At 40.4% G+C, this 19,623-nt stretch carries 16 protein-coding genes; 12 read left to right on the plus strand and 4 right to left on the minus strand.

Annotated elements, in window-relative coordinates:
• Positions 1 to 48: 48 nt before the first annotated feature.
• Positions 49 to 1,518: a helix-turn-helix domain-containing protein gene (locus CDW55_RS11725; protein WP_088469959.1), complete on the minus strand. Its 1,470-nt coding sequence runs from the start codon at positions 1,516 to 1,518 to the stop codon at positions 49 to 51.
• A 179-nt stretch (positions 1,519 to 1,697) separates the two neighbouring features.
• On the opposite strand from CDW55_RS11725, the gene aceB reads away from it, so the two are divergent.
• The 8 genes from aceB to CDW55_RS11765 all read left to right on the plus strand — a co-directional run bounded on the left by aceB (position 1,698) and on the right by CDW55_RS11765 (position 11,373).
• Entirely contained in the window at positions 1,698 to 3,275 is a 1,578-nt protein-coding gene (gene aceB / locus CDW55_RS11730) for a malate synthase A (protein WP_088469960.1), read from the plus strand.
• Positions 3,276 to 3,303: 28 nt separating this feature from the next.
• Positions 3,304 to 4,590, plus strand: a complete 1,287-nt coding sequence (gene aceA, locus CDW55_RS11735) for an isocitrate lyase (RefSeq protein WP_088469961.1) — start codon at positions 3,304 to 3,306, stop codon at positions 4,588 to 4,590.
• Positions 4,591 to 4,729: 139 nt separating this feature from the next.
• Complete coding sequence (locus CDW55_RS11740; RefSeq protein WP_088469962.1) at positions 4,730 to 5,176, plus strand: 6-pyruvoyl trahydropterin synthase family protein; 447 nt, start codon at positions 4,730 to 4,732, stop codon at positions 5,174 to 5,176.
• A gap of 30 nt (positions 5,177 to 5,206) precedes the next feature.
• Positions 5,207 to 5,989: a UDP-2,3-diacylglucosamine diphosphatase gene (locus CDW55_RS11745; protein ID WP_088469963.1), complete on the plus strand. Its 783-nt coding sequence runs from the start codon at positions 5,207 to 5,209 to the stop codon at positions 5,987 to 5,989.
• A 4-nt stretch (positions 5,990 to 5,993) separates the two neighbouring features.
• Positions 5,994 to 7,019 carry an acyl transferase gene (locus tag CDW55_RS11750; RefSeq protein ID WP_088469964.1) on the plus strand — a complete coding sequence of 342 codons (1,026 nt, stop codon included), beginning with the start codon at positions 5,994 to 5,996 and terminating at the stop codon, positions 7,017 to 7,019.
• Positions 7,020 to 7,031: 12 nt separating this feature from the next.
• Positions 7,032 to 7,571: a hypothetical protein gene (locus CDW55_RS11755; protein WP_088469965.1), complete on the plus strand. Its 540-nt coding sequence runs from the start codon at positions 7,032 to 7,034 to the stop codon at positions 7,569 to 7,571.
• 77 nt (positions 7,572 to 7,648) lie between these two features.
• On the plus strand, positions 7,649 to 8,377 hold the full coding sequence (locus CDW55_RS11760; RefSeq protein WP_088469966.1) for a DUF4230 domain-containing protein: 729 nt from the start codon (positions 7,649 to 7,651) through the stop codon (positions 8,375 to 8,377).
• 125 nt (positions 8,378 to 8,502) lie between these two features.
• Entirely contained in the window at positions 8,503 to 11,373 is a 2,871-nt protein-coding gene (locus CDW55_RS11765) for an alpha-amylase family glycosyl hydrolase (RefSeq protein WP_088469967.1), read from the plus strand.
• 52 nt (positions 11,374 to 11,425) lie between these two features.
• On the opposite strand, the gene CDW55_RS11770 is transcribed toward CDW55_RS11765, so the two are convergent.
• Positions 11,426 to 12,631, minus strand: a complete 1,206-nt coding sequence (locus CDW55_RS11770) for an oxygenase MpaB family protein (RefSeq protein WP_088469968.1) — start codon at positions 12,629 to 12,631, stop codon at positions 11,426 to 11,428.
• Between the two features lie 160 nt (positions 12,632 to 12,791).
• On the opposite strand from CDW55_RS11770, the gene CDW55_RS11775 reads away from it, so the two are divergent.
• Positions 12,792 to 13,934, plus strand: coding sequence for a DEAD/DEAH box helicase (locus CDW55_RS11775; protein WP_088469969.1), 1,143 nt, complete (start codon positions 12,792 to 12,794; stop codon positions 13,932 to 13,934).
• Between the two features lie 66 nt (positions 13,935 to 14,000).
• Here CDW55_RS11775 and gap read toward each other — a convergent pair whose 3' ends face one another.
• A complete protein-coding gene (gene gap, locus CDW55_RS11780; protein WP_088469970.1) occupies positions 14,001 to 15,005 on the minus strand; it encodes a type I glyceraldehyde-3-phosphate dehydrogenase in 1,005 nt (334 codons plus the stop codon).
• 56 nt (positions 15,006 to 15,061) lie between these two features.
• Complete coding sequence (gene pfkA / locus CDW55_RS11785) at positions 15,062 to 16,048, minus strand: 6-phosphofructokinase (protein WP_088469971.1); 987 nt, start codon at positions 16,046 to 16,048, stop codon at positions 15,062 to 15,064.
• Positions 16,049 to 16,207: 159 nt separating this feature from the next.
• Here pfkA and CDW55_RS11790 point away from each other — a divergent pair, with 159 nt between their 5' ends.
• The 3 genes from CDW55_RS11790 to CDW55_RS11800 all read left to right on the plus strand — a co-directional run bounded on the left by CDW55_RS11790 (position 16,208) and on the right by CDW55_RS11800 (position 19,607).
• Positions 16,208 to 16,564 (plus strand): hypothetical protein, encoded by a 357-nt coding sequence (locus CDW55_RS11790; RefSeq protein ID WP_088469972.1) that lies wholly within the window; start codon positions 16,208 to 16,210, stop codon positions 16,562 to 16,564.
• 90 nt (positions 16,565 to 16,654) lie between these two features.
• Complete coding sequence (locus CDW55_RS11795) at positions 16,655 to 19,039, plus strand: TonB-dependent receptor (RefSeq protein ID WP_088469973.1); 2,385 nt, start codon at positions 16,655 to 16,657, stop codon at positions 19,037 to 19,039.
• A gap of 10 nt (positions 19,040 to 19,049) precedes the next feature.
• Positions 19,050 to 19,607 (plus strand): hypothetical protein, encoded by a 558-nt coding sequence (locus CDW55_RS11800; protein ID WP_088469974.1) that lies wholly within the window; start codon positions 19,050 to 19,052, stop codon positions 19,605 to 19,607.
• The last annotated feature ends 16 nt before the right edge of the window (positions 19,608 to 19,623 follow it).

The raw sequence follows: 19,623 nt of genomic DNA on the forward strand, positions 1-19,623 counted from the left end.
ATGTATTGTTTAGGTATTTTAAAGTTACAAATTTTACTTTACCACGATCTACATCATCTCTTTTTTAATCATCTGGATGGCTTTCTTCATGTTTTCATTGAAAAGTTCTTTTTCCAGACGGAGCGGCGGTGCCTGCCTAACTTCGCAGTTCGGGATGCTGCAGAATTCGCAGGTTACGCCTACATTCACAGTTTTAATCCGGTCGCTTTTCGCAAAATTTATCTTCTTTAAAGAGTTTGAATTCAGTAAAATTCCGAGGCAGTAACTCCTGTTTGTTCCATCAGAGAACGGATTTTTCTGCGACGTTGACAGGACCAGATAAGTAAGTCCGCTGTCTTTATAATGGGAAATCTGAGCATCGGTTACGGTTTCGTTTTCTTTCAGATTCATCAGGTTTTTCACGGCAATCCATCTTCTGCAGTAATGTTCGTTGGTCGCGTTGGCATGTGGTGCCTGCTGCTGGTTCAGGTGAAGTTCCTTTAAAATTTCAAGCTTATCTGAATTTTTCTTCTTCGTAAAACACAGATAGAAAAGATCTTTAATTCCGTGCTCCTGAGGCAGAATGTTGGTCATCCGGTAATAAAAAGTTTCCGGAGAATTTGTAAATTCCTCGATAAGATTCTCAAAATTCTGTGGTTCCCATTCATGGGATTTAAAAAAAGCTGAAATTTTTTCCGTTAAAATTCCTTTGTGTATCAGCAGACAGCCTGCGAAATACGATGCGTAATAATTGCTGAGCAGTTCCTCGAAACTGGTAAAATCAAGCCAGGAATACGTGTTGGGTCTGGGGTTGAGATTTAAGACGTTGTAGCCGATTTCTTTGGCAAAAATGAAGGTTTTCTGGTCTTCGTCTAAGAGTTCATTCAGTAACAGCAGTTTCTTTTCAGGGATAAAAAGAGACCGCAGTTTTCCGGTTGCGCCATATTTTTCAAAATCCAGATTTCTGATTTCGTACTGAAGTTTTTCCGTCAGAATTTTTTCCAGATCACTGGAGTTTGGTTTATGTGGAATTTGATTTTCGATAGAATAGGCAGCGGCTTTTTCCTCGATTTCAGGGAAATAATTATCATAAAGTTCCTGAAAACTTCTCACCACCGCAAAGTAAAACCGCTCTTTGCTCAGGTTATAGTTCTTGGAAATTTCGATGAGTGTGTTAACAAAAGCCGTCACTTTTTTCGGTGCGTCGCTGATAATGCTGATGAGGTTGTTTTTGTTGATTCCGAAAAGATCCAGCGGGATTTCCTTGAAAAAATCCGACTGTATGATTTCCACAATCGGTGACAGGCTTTTATCCAGTTTTGTGGACACCAAATCGTTATAGCTGCAGTTCAGTGCGGTGGCAAGCTGGGCAATTTTGTCGTGTTTCGGATATTTTTTTCCGTTTTCGATCTCATTGAGATACGATTTTGATAATCCGGTTTGATTTGAAAGTTCCTGCAAAGAAATATTTCTTTTCTGCCGGAACTGTTTCATTTTCAGTCCAAAAACGGTTTTTATGAATTCGCCGTCGTGCGTCATGGTTGCGTTTTAAATTTATAATCTTTCTAAATAGTTTTAGAAAATACGATGGATACAAAGTTAATTAAAAAAGAACTGTTGTTCGCATAATTATTTATTTTAAAAAATAGCGAACGTTCGCTGCAGGTGAAAAATTTTATTTAGATTTGTTGAATCAAAATCACAAAATATTAATTGATATGGAGACGGCAACAACATTTAAAATTCTGGCAGACAGACTTCATCACGATATTTTCACTTCGGAAATGATTGAGTTTCTTTCCGAACTTCATGTAAGATTCTATGAAGAAAGAAAAAAGCTCCTTGCTGCCAGAACAATGAAACAGGTTGAGTTCGATCATCATCAGCTTCCCGTTTTTTTACCTGAAACCAAAGAAATCAGAAAAACGGATTGGGTATGCAGCGCGCTTCCTGAAGATTTGCTCGACAGAAGAGTGGAAATTACCGGTCCGGTGGAACGTAAAATGATCATCAATGCCCTAAATTCAGGCGCTTCAACTTTCATGGCAGATTTTGAGGACAGCAACTCGCCGACCTGGGAAAACTGCATGGAAGGACAGATAAATCTTTCTGATGCTGTAAACCGCGCCATCAGTTTTGAAAATGAAGCCGGCAAAACCTATCAACTCAATGACCACACTGCAGTTCTGTTGGTTCGTCCAAGAGGTCTGCATCTTGAAGAAAAAAATATAGAAATTGACGGAGAAAAAGCTTCGGGTTCTTTAATTGATTTTGGAATCTACTTTTTCAGAAATGCCAAGAAACTGATTGAAAACGGTAGCGGACCTTATTTTTATCTTCCAAAACTCGAACATTACAAAGAAGCCCGATGGTGGAATGAAGTTTTTAAATTTTCTCAGGATTACCTCAAGATTCCACAGGGAACCATTAAAGCAACCGTTCTTATTGAAACCATTACAGCGGCTTTTCAGCTCGATGAGATTCTGTATGAACTGAAAGAGCACAGTTCCGGACTGAACTGTGGCAGATGGGATTATATTTTCTCTTACATCAAAAAATTCAGGAATCTGCCCGAATTTCTCGTTCCCGACAGAGATCAGGTGACCATGACTTCACCTTTTATGAGTGCTTATTCGAAACGGGTAATTCAGGTTTGCCACAAAAGAAATGTTCACGCGATGGGTGGAATGGCAGCACAGATTCCCGTAAAAAATAACGAAGAGCAGAATGAGATAGCCTATGCGAAAGTTCGTGCAGACAAGGAAAGAGAGGTGAGAAATGGGCACGATGGAACCTGGGTTGCGCATCCGGGACTGGTTCCTGTTGCGAAGAAAATCTTCGATGACCTGATGCCTGAAAAAAACCAGATTCACAAAAAATTCGAAGAATACCAGATTTCAGAAAGCGACTTGCTCGAAATTCCAAAAGGGACAATCACTGAAAATGGCGTAAGAAAAAACATCAATGTCGGAATTCTTTATATTGAATCCTGGCTGATGGGTGTGGGTGCAGCGGCGCTTTACAACCTAATGGAAGATGCGGCGACCGCAGAAATTTCGCGTACTCAGGTTTGGCAGTGGCTGAAAAATGAGGCAAAACTTGATGACGGCAGAACGTTAACCAAAGACATGGTGTTGAAATGGCAGGAAGAAGAACTTCAAAATATTAAGAATTATGTGGGTGAAGAGCGTTACAAAAACGGAAAATTCGCTTTAGCCACCGAGATTTTCGATGATCTGGTCCTTAATGACGATTTTGAAGAATTTTTAACCCTAAAAGCTTATAATTTTATTTAAATCCAATAATAATCAAATCCAAAATACAATGAAAAACCAGGAACAAATTCGCCAGCTTGAACAGGACTGGCTCGAAAACCCAAGATGGAAAGGTGTTGAAAGACCATATTCCGCAGAAGAAGTATTAAAACTGAGAGGTTCTTACCAACTCGATTACACCATCGCAAAAATGATGTCTGAAAAATTATGGGAAAAACTCAACAATCAGGATTTTGTAGCCGGATTGGGCGCGCTAACAGGAAATCAGGCCGTTCAGGAAGTGGACGCTGGGTTGGAATCCATTTATCTTTCGGGTTGGCAGGTAGCCGCAGACGCGAACCTTTCCGGAGAAATGTATCCTGACCAAAGTCTTTATCCTGCGAATTCTGTCCCAAGTGTAGTGAAAAGAATTAATAATGCTTTGTTGAGGGCCGATCAGATTCAGTCTGTAAATGGTGTGGCAGAAGAGGACAGAAAGGAATATTTGGTTCCAATCGTTGCCGATGCTGAAGCAGGTTTTGGTGGAAATTTAAATGCCTACGAACTGATGAAGCAGATGATTGAAGCCGGTGCGGCAGGAGTTCATTTTGAAGACCAGCTGTCTTCAGCTAAAAAGTGTGGGCATTTAGGCGGAAAAGTTCTTGTGCCAACGCAGGAAGCTGTCAACAAGCTTATTGCTGCGCGTTTGGCCGCAGATGTTTGCGGAGTTCCGACGATTGTGGTAGCCAGAACTGATGCTGATGCGGCTGATTTGCTGACATCGGATATCGATGAACGCGACCAGAAATTTGTAACCGGGAAAAGAACGACGGAAGGTTTTTTTGAAGTGAAAAACGGTGTAGAGCAGGGTATTGACAGAGGTCTTTCTTACGCACCTTATGCGGATCTGATCTGGATGGAAACGTCGAATCCTGATTTGGAATATGCGAGAAGATTTGCCGAAGGAATCCACGCCAAATTCCCGGGAAAAATGTTAGCTTATAACTGTTCTCCATCTTTCAACTGGGCTGCGAAACTTTCTGTTGCTGAAATGGAAACCTTCCGCGAAGAACTTGCGAAAATGGGGTATAAATATCAGTTCATTACGCTTGCTGGTTTCCACGCCTTGAATACTTCAATGTTTGAGCTGGCTTTGGCATACAAAAAACGCGGAATGGCCGGTTACAGCGAACTTCAGGAAAGAGAATTCGCGTTGCAGAAAGAAGGTTTCCGTGCGGTTAAACACCAGAATTTTGTGGGAACTTCCTATTTCGATGCACTGCAAACCGTGATTACAGCAGGAAATTCTTCTGTAGTTGCGATGAAAGATTCTACCGAAACAGCACAGTTCCATTAAGATACTATCGTTTAATTTGTAATTGTTAATTCATCCTCCCACATTTTTGTGGGAGGATTTTTTAGACTTTAATCTTGCCTGTACAAATCATCAAATCCCAAATCATCACATTATCACCTCAAAATCTTATCTTTGCAAAATGATTAGAATTACCAAAATTTTCACCTTCGAAACCGCACATGTCCTTTACAATTACGACGGTAAATGCAAAAATATGCACGGACATTCCTATAAGCTTTTTGTTACTGTAAAAGGAACGCCGATCAACGATCTGGAAAATCCTAAAAACGGAATGGTTGTGGATTTTGGCGACATCAAGAAGATTGTAAAATCTGAAATCATCGATGTTTGGGATCACGCAGTTTTGGTGAACGGTACTTCTCCTCATCAAGAACTGGGCTCAGATCTGCAACAGAAAGGCCATAAAGTAATTTTCTGCGACTATCAGCCGACCTGCGAGAATATGCTCTACGATATTGCAGAAAAAATTAAGAACAAACTTTCGGGCGATGTCACTTTGGCTTACCTCAAACTTCACGAAACCGAAAACTCCTATGGAGAATGGTTTGCAGAAGACCAAGCTTAAAAAGGTAAATTTCGATCTATTATCAAAAGTATGAAAATCAGTTTACAGCCCAATAAAAAAGTTTATTTCGCATCCGATCAGCATTTCGGCGCGCCAACAGCCAAAGAAAGCAAGATCCGGGAAGAAAAATTCATCCGCTGGCTCGATGAAATTAAAGCCGATGCACAGGTTCTTTTTCTCATGGGCGATCTTTTCGATTTCTGGCACGAGTGGAATCACGTAATCCCGAAAGGCTATGTGCGGGTTTTGGGCAAACTGGCTGAACTCAAAGATTCAGGGATTGAGCTTTATATGTTCGTCGGTAACCACGATCTTTGGATGAAAAATTACTTTGAAGAAGAAATTGGCTGCAAAGTTTTTTTTGAAAAACAGTACTTCGAGATTAACGGAAAAAATTTCCTGCTTGCTCATGGTGACGGTTTGGGTCCGGGAGATAAAGGCTATAAGAGAATGAAGAAACTGTTCACGAATCCTTTTGCGCAGTGGGGATTCAAATGGCTTCATCCGGATATCGCGATGAAGGTGGCGATTTATTTTTCTACCAAAAACAAAATGATTTCCGGGGAAGAAGACAAGCAGTTTATGGGAGAAGACAAGGAGTTTCTCATCATCTACTCCAAAGAAAAACTGAGAACCGAAAAAATTGATTATTTCATCTACGGTCACCGGCATTTACCGATGATACTGGATTTGAAATCTGATGAAAAGACGGCAAAATACATCAACCTCGGTGACTGGATTTCGTATTTTACCTATGGTGAGTTTCAGGAGGATTTTGAACTGAAAACGTTTGATAGTATAACCAAAGTTTAAGTTAATGTCATCTGTTTTCAACATACAAACCGAAGCTGATTTTGAGAAAAAATGTCTGGAAACTTTCCGTTATCAATATGAAAACGTGGAGGTTTACCGGAAATTTGTCGATTATCTGAACATTAATCCCGCGGAAATTGATGCCGTGGAAAAAATTCCGTTTCTGCCGATTGAGATGTTCAAAAATCATTTGGTTTTAGATAAAAATTCAAAGACTGAAAACTATTTTCAAAGTTCCGGGACGACTCAAATGACGCGTTCCAGGCATTTTATTGCTGATTTTGGGCTTTACGAACAAAGTATTTACCAAAGTTTCGCGCAGTTTATCGGTAAACCGGAAGACTATATTTTCCTGGGTTTACTGCCCAATTATTCTGAAAATCCGCATTCTTCCTTAATTTATATGGTCGATTTTCTCATGAAGAAATCGGCTAAACCGGAAAACGGCTACTTTCTGTATAATCATCAGGAACTTTTTGATTTGCTGAAGCAGCTTTCAACCGAGAACAAGAAAGTTATTCTGTTCGGAGTTTCTTTCGCGTTGCTCGATTATCTGGATTTTTGTGATGCGGAACTACTTAAACATATAAACTCGGAGAATTTAACCGTTATTGAAACGGGCGGAATGAAAGGCCGTAAAGAGGAAATGACGAAAGACGAACTGCTCCGGATTTTGCAGAACGGTTTCGGAACCGAAAAGATTTATTCTGAGTATTCGATGACGGAATTATTGTCGCAGGCTTATTCGCTGGGAGAAAATATCTACGAAAGTCCGAAATGGATTCGCATTTTAATCCGCAACACCGAAGATCCGTTTTCTTACCTTGACGCGGGCCGAACCGGTGCTATCAACATCATCGATCTGGCGAATATCCATTCCTGCAGTTTTATTGCGACCCAGGATTTAGGCAAAATCATAAACGATTTTGAGATGGCTTCATCAACTTCGTTTCTTCGCAATGGCAAATTTCAGGTTTTGGGAAGGATCGATCATTCGGATATTCGCGGGTGCAGCCTTTTGGTGTCTTAATTCTTTAGTTTGATGATTAAAATAGAAGAGCTTACCTATAATTTCATTTCCCAATTTTATGATTTCGAGAAAGATTTGGTGCTGACCAATCATTTTCATTCCGATTGGGAAGCGGATATTATGGTCGTAAGTTCCGAAGGTTTCAGTCATGAGTTTGAAATTAAATTCTCGAAAGCCGATTTCAAAAATGATTTCAAAAAACATTACAAGAATGCCAAGACAAAGGAAAAGTTTCTGAAACACGATAAAATTTCTTGTGGAGATTATATCTGCAACCACTTCAGTTTCCTTTTGCCCATGGGAATGATTGATGCAGATTTGATTCCTGAACACTGCGGAATCATCGAATTTGACCACAATCCTGACAGTTGGAAAACCACTTTTCATGAAATCCGGAAACCCAAAAAAGTTCACGAAGAACAATTCTGGAATCTCGTGGATAAAGATTTGATGCTTAAAATGATGGCGCGTAATTACTATTACAAAAAGCTCGAAGTGAAGGGGAAACTGGAGGAACTGATTTTGCCACCTCCTGTCTCCGGAAAAAAATAAACTTTCCCAGGCAAATGTAGCACTGCTTTTGATGTTTAAAAGTATGTATTTACTAACTTTACAATAAAACGCACAGCATGGCTTCAAATAAATTCAGGATTATACTTTGGTCAGTCGGGATTTTACTGCTGATTTTTCTAGGTTTTTTTCTTTATCAGTTAACGCAGGCCGAATCGGTAAATTCAGTGATGACTTTGGTGATGTTGGTTCTCGGACTGATTCTTGGCGGTGTGATCGCTTTTCTGGCTTCTAAAAAATTAACTGCCGATCCCGCTGTAGTAAAAGAAAGTTCGCATACGGTTGCCGAAAGCATGCGAAAGGTTTTCAAAATCGTTTCTGCGGAGGGACATTTTAATGAAATTTACAATTACGAAGAAAGTTCGAAGATTTTCAACTTTATACCGTCGAAAAAGAAAGCGCTGGTCATTGTTCAGGCTAAAGTTCTGGTAGGTTACGATTTCGAGAAATTCAAATGGCAGATCGATGAACAGAAGCGTACCGTGAAACTTGTGGATTTTCCTGCACCAGAGATTATTTCTACCGAAACCGATTACAAATATTACAATATTGAAGAGCAGTTCTTTAATCTTTTCAGCAAAGATGATCTCGCAAAAGTTCAGCAAAACGGCAAACAGCAGGTGATTGAAGCTGCGAAAAAATCTCACCTTCCCGAGGTCGCTGCCGAACAGATGCGCACGTTGCTTACCGAACTGTTGGCTGGTAAAAATTTTGTTCTGGAGAATCCTGCTAAAATCGCTGAAACCAAGAATCTGATCGATTACAGAAAGATGAACGGCAGCCAGTAAGTGCAGCAGCGTACGTACTTATTTAGATGATGAAAAGCAGTATTAAACTGCTTTGGAATATTAATGTTTAAATGCTTGTTTTGTCATAACTTTCACTACTTTTACATCCTAAAATTTTATCAACAATGAAATATTTTTACACCCTCATTTTAGCCCTACTTTTACCGTATTTTGCTGTCGCACAGCAAGTTGTTTCGTATTCGGTAAATCCGGCAACTTTTGATGAAACCGATGCGATTACCGTAACTTTTACGGTAAATGAAGCCAATTTCGGCGTAGGAACTTCGCATGCGCTTTACTTATGGGCGTGGTCTTACGATTCGAACAATGTAAATGCTGATGCGCCGACGAACGGAACCTGGTCGGCCTCTAATCCTGCCAATAAACTCACGTATGTTTCGAGTTCGGGAACAACAGGAACTTATACTTTCACGATGAATACCGTGAAATCTTTTTATGGAAACCGTACCAATCCACTTTCAAAAATCGGTTTTCTGGTAAAAACGGTAGATGGGTCGGTTCAGTCCCAGGATATCGTGCTGAATGTAGGAAAGTTTCAGTTTAACCTTACCAATCCGCAACCGGGAAGTACCAATGTTGTAAATTCCGGTACCGTGATTAATATCACCGGAACTTCTTCTCTGGCTGCGAATTACCAGGTAAAAGCTAATGGTGCTGTGGTTTATACCAGCGCTGCGCCATCTACCACACTGAATTTTCCGTACACTGTTACCCAGGATGCAACAATGGAAGTTACCGCTACCAATCCAGTTGACGCGAGTTCTGTTGCAAAAACTTTTACAGTTTCGCTGGCGCTTCCGGTGCAAACGGCACCAATTCCCGCGTATATGAAACAGGGAATCAGTTATGATCCTGCAGACCCCACCAAAGTTGGTCTTGCGCTTTATGCTCCCGGCAAAGCTTATGTCCACGTCATCGGAAGTTTCAATAACTGGACGGTGAGTGCGAATTATCTCATGAAAAGAGATACGACCAATTCTAATCTTTACTGGATTGAAATTACCGGTCTTACACCGCAGCAGATTTATACGTTCCAGTACAGAACTGCCGACGGAATTAAGGTTGCGGATCCTTATTCACCTTTGGTGCTGTCGCCTTACGATGATCCGTATATCAATCAGAACGCGATGGTTTATCCTGATTTACCAGCTTATCCTGCCGGACAAAGTTTTGAAGTTTCTGTAATTCAGACTGCAAAACCGGCTTATCCGTGGGTCGTAAACAATTTCAATAAACCTGCAAAAGAGAATTTAATTGTATATGAACTTCTGGTAAGGGATTTCACTACTCAGAAAACATGGCAGTCTCTGATTGATAAAATTGCATATTTAAAATCCCTGAAAATTAACGCAGTGGAACTGATGCCGGTGATGGAATTCGACGGGAACAATTCCTGGGGTTATAATACCGGTTTCCATTATGCCCTTGACAAAGCGTACGGAACTCCGGAAAAATTCAAAGAATTTATCGATCTATGCCACCAGAACGGTATAGCAGTTATTCTTGATATTGCATTGAATCATGCGACCGGACGTAGCCCTATCGAAAGAATGTGGATGGTAGATCCTGATGGCGACGGTTTTGGTGATCCTGCTGCGGATAATCCTTATTTCAACCAGGTAGCAAAACATTCTTACAGCGTATTTAATGACTTTAACCACTCAAAAGCTGAAACCAAATATTATGTAGACCGTGTTATTGAACATTGGATTAAAGAATACAAAGTTGACGGATTCCGTTGGGATTTAACGAAAGGATTTACGCAAAACTGTACTGCAGGTGATGATGCGTGTACCAACGCTTACCAACAGGACAGGGTGAATATTTTAAGAGGATATGCTGACAAACAGTGGAGCTATGATCCTACTTCCTATATTATTTTTGAACATTTAGGAACGGATTCTGAAGAAGCGCAATGGGCAAATTACCGCATAGCAGAGGGAAAAGGAGTGATGATGTGGGATAAACATACGAACGCTTATAACCAGAATACCATGGGATTTGCCGCAAGCAGCAATTTCAGCAGGGTAGATTTTGAAGCCCACGGTTTCTCCGAGAGAAGAGCGATGAGTTATGGCGAAAGTCATGATGAAGAAAGAATCATGTACAAAAACATCAATTTCGGCGCTTCTACCGCGGGTTACAGCACCAGAGACCTTAACAATGCGCTGGAAAGACAGAAAGCTTATGGTGCCGTGTTCTTAACTGTTCCGGGACCGAAAATGATCTGGCAGTTCGCTGAATTAGGTTTTGATAAAAGCATCTATACCTGTGAAGACGGCGTTACCGTAAACACTGAATCCGATGCGATTCCCGGCGACTGTAAACTAAGCCCGAAACCCACCGCTTTTGGTTTGGGTTATGATACAGATGCTGCAAGAAAATCGGTTTACGATACCTGGGCGAAAATTTTGGAACTCAGACTTGCCAACGAAGTTTTCAATACAAAAACTTTCACGGTAGAATCCGGTAATCTTATGCCGCGGATTTATATCTGGAATAACGCTGCAGCCAGTGCGCTGAAAAATGTAGTGATCCTTGCCAACTTTACTTTAACGCCGCAAAACGTCGTTCCGGATTTTCCTTATACCGGAAGTTGGGTGAATTTAATGGACAATACTTCAGTTTCTGTTTCAAGTACCACGGCACCGATTACGATTGAGCCGGGAGGTTTCAGGATTTTCGGAAATGCCTCTGCTTTGGCAACGGATGAAGCCGGATCTGTTAAAAATGAAGTTTCTTTAACCTTGACTCAGAATCCGGTAACGAACGGAACAGCAAACCTGAGATATACCAACGCGAAAAACGGAACAGTGGCCATTTATGACTTAACCGGCGCTTTGGTAAAAACACTGAAAGTAACGAAAGATAACGGTGATGAAGCTATTTCCATCAGCGGATTGAAATCAGGAATGTATTTAATTCAGCTGAAATCCGACAAAGGAGTTGCTGTTACCAAAATGATGGTGAAATAATCATCTTAAGATAAAAGAGAGAAACGGTTCGCAGATTTGCGGACCGTTTTTTTTAATACTGAAAATCTTTTGGAGTGTGTTTGATATAGTCTTCCAGGACTTTCATCTGGTCTTTATGGCCAATTTCAACCAGTTTTCTGTTTTTCCTGGGATCGTCAAGATTATAAATCTGCTGTGCAATCTGATTGGCTTTAATGATGAATTTAGGAAAAACCGCAGTCACCGCCACCTTTGGAATCTGCAGCCTTTCGTTAATTTCCCTGTCGAGCAGAAACCAGTTCATGCTCTGGTGAAGATTCAGCAGAAGTTTGCGCTGAAAAGGATATTTGTAAATGGTGCTTTCCAGGTTTTCTGCCAGAAGTGCCTGAGCAAGCTGTACAGAATCTTCGTCGCCTTGATCCTGAAGGGTGCTCCATAAATAGAGCTGTTCCACGGCCTGCTGCCTGTTTTCCGGAAGGTATTCCGTGGGAATCCCGAGAAGATAACCAATATATTTCCAGAGATGAAAAACACCTCCTTCTTCTTTTTCCGAAATCTTAACGCCGAGTTTCTTAAGTCCCTGCATCAAGACGAGGCTGAAGCCCGTATAAGTCGCAATCATGTCCCAGAAGTTGATCGGTTCGCCCCAAATTTCGTAATCCCAGTCTTTTCCTTTTTCTTTAATTTTCAGTCTTGCGTAAGAATGCATGAGTCTTGTTCTTATAATGAGCTGGTAGGCTTCAGAATTGACTTTCAGAGCATCTTCCCGGGTTACATGAACCCAGAATTCGAGCGTATCTTTCAGACGTTTTACGGCGCCTTTTTTAAGTGCTCCCGTAAAAATTAAGGGTTTGTTGAGATAAGCATAATCATAGCCGCCCATGAGGACAAAATCGCGAAGAATAATCAGTGCGTTGGTTCCGCTTCTCATGCAGAGTCTTGCACCGTTGTTGGCTAAATCTTCATCAAACCAGTTTGGGACCTCCTGCATCTGGAGAAAAAATCTTTTTAAACTTTCCGGCTCATCAGCGTTTTCGGAGATCTTTGAGGTTGAATATTTCTTAATCAGGGCACTGGCTTCCGGATAAGGAAGTTTCAGGTAGGTTTCTTTCACCAGATCATCACTCAAATCATCCACCTCATGATAAAGTGACGCATATTTTTCAAAATTACCGAGATCGGGTGTAACATCTGCCCAATCCAAAAGTTCTTTTCCATTGCCTTTTTCCCAAAAATTTTTGAAATGCGGAGCGTTGTGAAATCGGGGTTCAGCCTTCATTAATTCGTGTTTTTACAATTTCGGTTCAAAAAATTAAATTACAGGATTGCAATCTTCAAGCCATTAAAGTTACAAATTATTGATACTCTAGTAAAGTAAAATGCTAAAAGCAGAAATGCTGTTTTGAATAGGTTATCTTTGCAAATTAAACTAAAATTATATGTCTTTTGAATCTTTAGGCTTGTCACACAATATTATAAAATCGGTAAGAAAACTTGGTTTTCTGAAACCTTTTCCAATCCAGGAGCAAACCGTTCCGGTGATCTTATCGGGGAAAGACCTGATGGGAATTGCCCAAACAGGATCGGGTAAAACGGCCTGTTTTGTAATGCCAATTCTGGAAAAACTTCAGGACGAAGAAGTGAAAAAAGACAGAAATATTCAGATTTTGGTTTTAGCGCCGACACGGGAACTGGTGATTCAGATTGATGAGGTTTTCAGGGCTTTTACCGAAAATCTGAGGCGGGAAATCCGTACCATGGCAGTTTTCGGCGGGGTTTCAATCAATCCGCAAATGAAAGGAATGTTCGGCGTAGAGGTTTTGGTGGCAACACCGGGAAGATTGCTTGATTTAATTGAGCATAAAGCATTGAGTATTTCTAAAATCAGTCACCTCGTTATTGATGAAGCCGATAAAATGTTCCAGTTAGGATTTGAAGAGGAAATGAATAAGCTCTTCGCCATGATGCCTTCCAAAAAACAGACGGTTTTATTTTCCGCAACGCTCAACGATAAAGTCGAAGAAATCAAAAAACGTCTGACCATCAATCCGGTCCTCGTAGAAATTAAAGCCGAAGAAGTTGATCTCGATAAGATTACGCAACTTGTTTATCATGTTGCTGAAGAAAGAAAAGGTCCGTTTTTAAGATATTTACTAAAAGAAAAAAATATCAGGCAGGCTTTAGTTTTTACTTCGTCCACAAGAAGTGCCGACAATCTGGCAGAAAAACTCAAGAAAAATAAAATTCCTGCAACCGCTGTTCACGGTAAAAAATCCCAGGGTTCGAGATCCGGAAATTTAAGAGATTTTAAAGAAGGCGAAACTCAAATCCTTGTCGCTACAGATCTTATTGGGCGTGGAATTCATATTGAGTCTTTAGAATATGTCATCAATTACGAGCTACCACGTTCACCGTTGGATTATGTGCACCGTATCGGCAGAACCGGCCGTGCGTTGGAGTCCGGAACTGCAATTACTCTGCTGACGGACGACGAACTGCAGCATTTCCGGGTGATCCAGAAAAAGATGGGCAAACGGGTAGAACTTATAAGAACGGAAGACATTAATCTTCACGGATATTAACCGAAAAACATAAAAAACCTCTCAAAGCTGAGAGGTTTTTATTGTTTTGGATTGTTTGTTCAGTTCTTACAAAGAAGCGGAATGAACCAGCATATCTACCAATTTGTTAGAATATCCCATTTCATTATCGTACCATGAAACTAATTTCACGAAAGTTGGTGAAAGCATAATTCCGGCGTCTTTATCGAATACAGAAGTTCTTTTTTCTCCTACGAAATCCTGAGAAACCACTGCGTCTTCAGTGTAACCTAAAATTCCTTTCAGTTCGCCTTCAGAAGCGGCTTTCATTGCTGCACAGATTTCTTCGTAAGAAGTTGGTTTTTCTAATCTTACTGTTAAATCCACAACAGAAACGTCGGCGGTAGGAACTCTGAAAGACATTCCTGTAAGTTTACCATTTAGTGAAGGAATTACTTTTCCTACTGCTTTTGCAGCACCTGTAGAAGAAGGAATAATGTTGTTCAAAGCAGAACGGCCTCCTCTCCAGTCTTTCATTGATGGTCCGTCAACGGTTTTCTGAGTAGCTGTAGTTGCGTGAACGGTTGTCATTAAGCCTTCTACAATTCCGAAATTATCGTGAATTACTTTTGCTAATGGAGCCAGACAGTTGGTGGTACATGAAGCGTTAGAGAAAATTTTGATATCGTCTGTTAATTCTTTGTGATTTACTCCCATCACAAACATCGGCGTATCATCTTTTGAAGGAGCAGAAAGGATTACTTTTTTTGCACCTGCATTGATGTGAGCCTGCGCAGATTCTTTAGAAAGGAACAATCCTGTAGATTCTACGATATATTCTGCACCTACTTCGTTCCATTTCAGGTTGTTAGGGTCTTTCTCGGCGGTAACTCTAATTTTTTTACCGTTTACGATAAGGTCGTTTCCTTCTACAGAAACAGTCCCTTTAAACTCGCCGTGTACAGAATCATACTTCAGCATATAAGCCATGTATTCTGCATTGATAAGGTCGTTGATTCCTACAACTTCGATGTTTTCTCTTTCGGTCATTGCTCGGAACACAAGACGCCCAATTCTGCCGAATCCGTTGATTCCTACTTTGATTGTTGACATAATATTTTGTTTATAAATTTATTTAACGTTTATTATTTTAAAGAAAGGTTTTCCCTCTAAATCGCCAGTATTTCTGAAAGCTTCAGTAAATTTTGATCAATCTCGTTATGTTTTTTAATGGCTTCTTCAAAAGGGGTATACACCAGGTTATTGGACTGCATTCCTGCCATCTTGTTGGTTTTTCCTGCCATTAAACCTATTACCGCGCCATATCCCAGGCGGCTTGCTAAAACCCGGTCGGCACAGCTTGGTGAGCCACCTCTCTGGATATGCCCCAGAATTGCTACACGGATATCATAATCCGGGAATCCTGCTTTTGTAGCTTTTGCCAGATCGTAGATGCTGCCCAGTTTTTCACCTTCGGCAACGACTACAATACTTGAAGTTTTTCCGGCTTTTTCTGCTTTTTCAAATGTTTCGAAAAGATCATCGATGCTGTCTTTTCGTTCAGGAATCAGAATATCAACTGCTCCGGTAGCAATCCCGCTGTTCAAAGCAATAAATCCCGCGTCGCGTCCCATTACTTCTACAAAAAATACCCGGTTGTGGGAGGTTGCTGTATCCCGGATTTTGTCGATGGCTTCCATCGCGGTATTCAGAGCGGTATCGTAGCCAATGGTATTGTCCGTTCCGAAAATATCGTTGTCGATGGTTCCCGGAATACCGATAACCTTGACTCCGAATTCTTCGTTGAAAATTTTTGCGCCGGTAAAAGTACCGTCACCGCCGATGCATACTAAACCGTCGATTCCGCGTTTTACCAAGTTATCGTAAGCTTTTTTCCGCCCTTCTTTGGTTTTGAATTCCAACGATCTTGCAGATCTCAGAATGGTGCCTCCGGCTCCGATGATGTTTTTCACCGACCGTGGTCCCATTTTAGTAAAATCATCATTAATAAGACCATTGTAGCCTTCTCTTACACCATAACATTCTATTTTAAAATGACTTGCAGTTCGTACTACCGCTCTCAATGCGGCGTTCATCCCCGGGGCATCACCACCTGAGGTGAAAACCGCTATCTTTTTTACTGCACTTTCTTCCATATATTAAAATTTTCAGCACAAATTTACAAAATCTCTCTCAAATATTGGCCTAACATTTAACAGCTTTGGAATATCATTTAAAATTAATATCATCACCCAAATGGGCGGTGAACCTCAGGTTTAATTTTTTAATCTGCAAATATTGATTAATTTTGCGGAATGTTGAGAAATAAAACATATCAGCGATTGGCAGCCGTAATTTTTACAGCGGTTTATCTTTTCGTGGCTTTGTTCTCACAGAATATTCACAATCACAGCAGTGGTGAAGTTTTCAAGGAATTTAATTTTAAGAAAACAGAAAAAACTTATTCGCAAGGTCATTTGTCACAGGAATTTACCGACTGCTTGTCCTGTCATCTGCTTCACGACGGTCATTCTCTGGTTCCGGAGGATTTTCAGTTCAAATTTGTGCAGCCCGATGATTTTCAGAAAGAAATTTTCGCCTATGCACAGCGGTTTTCTAAACTTGAAAACCGTTACTTCCAACTTCGCGGTCCTCCATCAAATTTCATTTAAATTACACATTTCCAGTGAAATGTATTGTTAAAGGTTTTTGACTAAATCTTTAAAGTTTTCGTATTTGATTAATTTGAAATTTACATTTAAATGAAATTTACTTTCAATATCCTGTTGATCTTTTTTGGATTAACCTTCATCAGCGCACAGCAAACATTTAAAATTCAGGGCAAAATTATCGATTTTCATGATAAAGTTCCGCTCAAAAACGCCGTTATCAAAATAGGAAATTATACCGAAACTTCGGACCATAACGGGTTTTTCAGTTTCAGTTCCGTGAAAAAAGGGAAGTATGCCATTACCGCAACCCATCCCGATTGTGAGGCCTATACTGATCAGATCACTGTAAATGATAATCTGGAAATCACCCTTAATCTTGAACATCATATATCAGATATCGAAACGGTGGCCATTCACGCCGCGCATAAAAAGTCGACTCCTTTAATTATCAGGACATTAGATAAAAAAGAAATCGAAAGAAATTCCACCGAAAATCTGGGGAATGTTTTATCGGGAATTTCTGGAGTCAGCGCTCTGAAAACCGGAAATAATATCGCAAAACCTATTATTCATGGACTTTACGGAAGCCGGATTTCAATCATCAATAACGGGGTGAAGATGGCCGAACAGGAATGGGGCGTCGAGCATGCACCGAATGTGGACATTACCCATTTCGAACATATCGATGTCATAAAAGGTGCATCTGCGCTGAAATATGGCAGTGATGCAATCGGCGGTGTTGTTTTGCTGGTTCCTGAAATCTTCAAAAAAATTGATACGCTGAAAGGGTCTGCGAATGTCTCCGGGATTTCCAACGGACGCCGAATCGGTGTTGACCTGAATGTGGTAAAAACCTGGGAAAATGGTTGGGCCGTGAAAGCTAACGGAGGCTACAAAAAACTTGGCGACCTGGAAACTCCCAATTATCTGTTGATGAACACGGGGATGAATTTTAATTCTTTTGGTTTTACGGTGCAAAACAACAGTTTCCTTCAGGGAATATCGGCGGATTACAGCATGACGGGTCAGGAAATCGGTATTTTCCGAGGTTCCCATATTGGTAATCTTGAGGATTTTTATAAGGTATTAAATTCTGACCTTCCCATTTACACGAGGGATTTTTCTTACTCGATCGACAATCCGAAACAGCAGATCCAGCATCATTTGGCTAAAATTTCGGCTTACAAAAGATTTAAAGATTTGGGGAAATTTTCTGTTGATTACAGTTTTCAGTACAATCACCGCAAAGAGTATGATTTAAGAAGAGGCGAACTTTCAGAAATTCCGTCGCTCGATCTGGAACTTTTCACCAATAATCTGAATATTACCAACTTAATTGAAAGAAAAAACTGGAATCTGGAAACTGGAATCGATGTGAGTTACCAGTACAATTACTCCACGCCACAAACAATGGCCAGAAGACTGGTTCCAAATTATTCGAAATATTCGGGTGGAATGTATTCTGTCCTCAAATACAGAATTAATCCAAAACTGAATGTTGAAGGCGGTTTGCGTTATGACCACACAAAGTATAAGGTAAAAAAATGGTACGATGAAAATGACTGGAATAACCTTTACGCTGGAGATTTTGCAGAATTTTATGTAGAAAACGATGGAAACAGGGTTTTTACAAAGCCGGTTTTAACGTACAGAAATCTGTCTTTTAACGCGGGTATAGATTTAAATCCCTCAGAAAATTTCAGTCTCAAATTCAACTACGCGAAAGTGGCAAGAACACCCAATATTGCTGAACTTTTTGCGGACGGACTCCATCATTCTGCCGCGGTTCTCGAACTTGGGAACATGCGCCTGAAAAATGAAGAAGGCAACCAGTTCAATCTTAACATCGATTCTAAATTTAATGTTTTGGGAGGTCTGCAGCTTTCAGTGAATCCTTATTTGTTTCTTACCAAAAACTTTATCAACCAAATTCCGACGGGAATTCAGAACACCATCCGCGGCGTTTTTCCGGTTTGGAGTTATGAACAGATTGATGCGAGAATGTTCGGAGTTGATTTCGATGCGCAGCTGAAAATCAATAATGATTTCACCTATAGAGGAAGATTTGCGTACGTAAACGGTAAAGATCAAACAAATAATCAGCCATTAATCCTCATGCTGCCGCCGAACTTTGCAAACAGTATTGAGTTTTCAAAACCGGAATGGAAAAACTTCAATTTCAAAATCGAACACCAAACCTTCCTGCAGCAAAAGGAATATCCGCTTTTTAATCCTACCATAAACGTATATGAAAATGGGGAAGAAGTAGAGAAAACCCTCGATTTATCTACACCGCCGCCAGCTTATGCTTTGTGGAGCATACAGACTGGCTTCAGATTAAATAAGCATTTTTCTGCCGGTTTGAATGTGACGAATCTTTTCGATAAAAACTACAGGGATTACCTGAACAGGATGCGTTTTTTCTCTTATGAAATGGGCAGAAACATCATTTTCAATGTAAAATACAACTTCTAAAAATTACAGCATGCAAACATTAAAAAATATAAAATATTTACTCATCGTTTTCTTTTCTTTGGTTTCCATCGCCTGCAGCAGAGCCGATGAAGATGAAGATGTACTTTCGCAGGAAGATATTTCGAATATCATTCTAAACGTTAAGGATGATGTTACAGGAATCGTAAAAACCTATAATTATACGGTAAATGCTGCAACAAATCCTGTCATAAAGTTGGAAGACGGAAAAACCTATACTGTTGAAGCCATTTTTAAAAACGGTAACGAAGATGAAACCGAAAGCATAAAATCTGCTAAAGACGAACATTTCCTGATATTCGATTTTCAGGGTTCGCAGATTGAGTTAACACGGGAAGACGACGAATCCTCCACAAGAACCGACGGAAATAAACTCGGACTCCTTACAAAATGGAATGTGATAAAGACGCTAAACGCGCCAAATCCCAAACTCGAACTCCAGTTAATTCACGATGCACTTTCGGTAAGCGAAGAGCAATCCGGCTCTGCATTCGGAACAGCGGAAGGCGGTGAAACAGACGCGGTTGCTGTTTTTGGCATGAGTAATTGATTTTTAACGTTCTTTA

The sequence above is a fragment of the Chryseobacterium sp. VAUSW3 genome (assembly GCF_002205795.1).
Classification (GTDB): Bacteria; Bacteroidota; Bacteroidia; order Flavobacteriales; family Weeksellaceae; genus Kaistella; species Kaistella yananensis.

Excerpts from the sequence above, each read along its gene's own strand:
- CDW55_RS11725 (WP_088469959.1), bottom strand. The coding sequence starts at position 1,518 with ATGACGCACGACGGCGAATTCATAAAAACCGTTTTTGGACTGAAAATG.
- aceB (WP_088469960.1), top strand. The coding sequence starts at position 1,698 with ATGGAGACGGCAACAACATTTAAAATTCTGGCAGACAGACTTCATCAC.
- aceA (WP_088469961.1), top strand. The coding sequence starts at position 3,304 with ATGAAAAACCAGGAACAAATTCGCCAGCTTGAACAGGACTGGCTCGAA.
- CDW55_RS11740 (WP_088469962.1), top strand. The coding sequence starts at position 4,730 with ATGATTAGAATTACCAAAATTTTCACCTTCGAAACCGCACATGTCCTT.
- CDW55_RS11745 (WP_088469963.1), top strand. The coding sequence starts at position 5,207 with ATGAAAATCAGTTTACAGCCCAATAAAAAAGTTTATTTCGCATCCGAT.
- CDW55_RS11750 (WP_088469964.1), top strand. The coding sequence starts at position 5,994 with ATGTCATCTGTTTTCAACATACAAACCGAAGCTGATTTTGAGAAAAAA.
- CDW55_RS11755 (WP_088469965.1), top strand. The coding sequence starts at position 7,032 with ATGATTAAAATAGAAGAGCTTACCTATAATTTCATTTCCCAATTTTAT.
- CDW55_RS11760 (WP_088469966.1), top strand. The coding sequence starts at position 7,649 with ATGGCTTCAAATAAATTCAGGATTATACTTTGGTCAGTCGGGATTTTA.
- CDW55_RS11765 (WP_088469967.1), top strand. The coding sequence starts at position 8,503 with ATGAAATATTTTTACACCCTCATTTTAGCCCTACTTTTACCGTATTTT.
- CDW55_RS11770 (WP_088469968.1), bottom strand. The coding sequence starts at position 12,631 with ATGAAGGCTGAACCCCGATTTCACAACGCTCCGCATTTCAAAAATTTT.
- CDW55_RS11775 (WP_088469969.1), top strand. The coding sequence starts at position 12,792 with ATGTCTTTTGAATCTTTAGGCTTGTCACACAATATTATAAAATCGGTA.
- gap (WP_088469970.1), bottom strand. The coding sequence starts at position 15,005 with ATGTCAACAATCAAAGTAGGAATCAACGGATTCGGCAGAATTGGGCGT.
- pfkA (WP_088469971.1), bottom strand. The coding sequence starts at position 16,048 with ATGGAAGAAAGTGCAGTAAAAAAGATAGCGGTTTTCACCTCAGGTGGT.
- CDW55_RS11790 (WP_088469972.1), top strand. The coding sequence starts at position 16,208 with ATGTTGAGAAATAAAACATATCAGCGATTGGCAGCCGTAATTTTTACA.
- CDW55_RS11795 (WP_088469973.1), top strand. The coding sequence starts at position 16,655 with ATGAAATTTACTTTCAATATCCTGTTGATCTTTTTTGGATTAACCTTC.
- CDW55_RS11800 (WP_088469974.1), top strand. The coding sequence starts at position 19,050 with ATGCAAACATTAAAAAATATAAAATATTTACTCATCGTTTTCTTTTCT.